Annotated in this window: 2 protein-coding genes; both read right to left on the bottom strand. The window is 62.8% G+C overall.

Annotated features, from left to right (window positions below):
- Positions 1 to 817: DUF2130 domain-containing protein (locus ABYB95_RS23070; protein WP_372662558.1), on the bottom strand; the 817-nt coding region annotated here is incomplete at its 3' end.
- A 218-nt stretch (positions 818 to 1035) separates the two neighbouring features.
- Positions 1036 to 1401 (bottom strand): HPF/RaiA family ribosome-associated protein, encoded by a 366-nt coding sequence (locus ABYB95_RS23065; RefSeq protein ID WP_372662555.1) that lies wholly within the window; start codon positions 1399 to 1401, stop codon positions 1036 to 1038.
- Positions 1402 to 1706: the final 305 nt, after the last annotated feature.

Here is a 1706-nt window from a genome sequence, read left to right as displayed (position 1 = left end):
TCTCGGTGCCCGCTTCATCGGCATCGCGGAAGATGTAGTCGCCCTTGCTGCCCGAGCGCGCGTCGTTGTCCTTCTCGAAATACGCCCTGGGGAACGCCGTGGCCCGAATGCGGTTGAACTCGGTCTCGCAGTGCTGCTCCAGGGTTTCGCCCACCATCTTGGTCGACAGGCGCGCCTTCATGTCGCGCAGGCGCTCGATCGCCTCGTCGCGGTCTTTGATCTGGGTTTCGTATTTGTCTTTCAGCGACTTCTCTGCGAGCTGCTTTTCCAGCTCGGCCCGCGAAAGCCCGTTCTTCAGTTCGTCGCGCTCCCGCTCCACCACGCTCACCGCTTCGGTGATCGCGAGCGTCTGCGCAACGGCAATGGCGTCGAGCTGGGCCTTCAGGCTCTGGATTTCCGCATCCTTGGCCGCAGCCGCCGACTGCAGGCCGTTCACCAGCTTGGCGTCGGCCAGCTCGGTGGCGGCCTGTTGGTCGCGCTTGGCCTGCGCCAGTTCGCTGGCGAGCGCGTCGCGCTGCTTTTCCACCGCGCTCAGGGCTTCGGCCACGGCGAGCTTGCGGGCGGTTTCACCGGCATCCAGCTTCGCCTTCAGGCCTTGTATTTCGGCGTCTTTGCCCGCGGCCGACTTCTGAGATTCACTGGCCAGCTGCGACCTGGCCAGCTCGACGGCGTTGAGCTTGTCTTGCTCGGCCAACGCCAGCCGGTCGTGCAGCTCCTGCTCGAACTTGCCGTCGCGAACCTGCTTCAGGATGTCGGCGTACCCGGCCTCGTCCACCTTGAAGGCCTTTTTGCAATGGGGACAGATGATTTCGTGCATGGCTGCTTCGTTCCTCCCGCCATCGGCGGAATCTGCTTGTATACCGGCAAGTTACCGGCTGGCCGCCATGTTAACCAGCCCTTTGGGTCACAGATTAGAAGGCGTGAGGCGGTCGAGACAGCGCCGCCAACTGTGAGGACAGAAAGCCAACCAAGCCCGGCGGCAAAAGGCCAGGCCTGGCCCCGAATTCACGCATTCACTGCGTTCGCTCGTTGTGATCAGGGTTGATCGAGATCCTCTGCCAACAGCGGCGCGTCAGGCCCCTTCTTGCGGGCCGCCTGCACGCGCCCGAACGTGCTGTCCAGCAGGTGCGCCAATTTTTTCGCAGCGCCATGCACCGCCTGATCTTGCGTTGCGGCATGTTCGGTGACCGCAACAGGTTGCCGGCGTTCGAGGCGGGCTTCCAGCATGCAGCGATGGTCATGCGCGCCACCCTTGTCGGCGTTTTCGTCGCTCAGATGCACTTCCACCCGGGTGATGTGGTCCTTGAAATGCCCCAGCGCCTGTTCCACCGTCTTGCTGACGTGCGCGGCCAAACGATCATGGCCGTCAATATGGGCACCGGTGTTCAGTTGAATCTTCATAGGGCTCTCCTGTGGGTTGGGGTTGGTGGGTTGTTGCACGCTGCCAGGCACCTGAAACCGCGTTTGTTTTTTTCATTCATGGCTTCCCGGGTACCTTCAAGCGCTCCACTCCATACTACAGATCCGGGCCGGTGAAGTAACACCCGTTCGCCCTGAGCCTGTCGAAGGGCTCGCCTGGGTGTGGGTGGGGGCTTCGACAAGCTCCGCCCGAACGGAAGGGATTCCAGCCTGGGCGGAAGAACACCCGTTCGCCCTGAGCCTGTCGAAGGGCTCGCCTGGGTGTGGGTGGGGGCTTCGACAAGCTC

This window comes from Hydrogenophaga sp. (genome assembly GCF_041633695.1).
Lineage (GTDB): Bacteria > Pseudomonadota > Gammaproteobacteria > Burkholderiales > Burkholderiaceae_C > Hydrogenophaga.
Note: the sequence above shows the minus strand (reverse complement) of the source record. Positions and strands in the feature narration are given on the sequence as shown.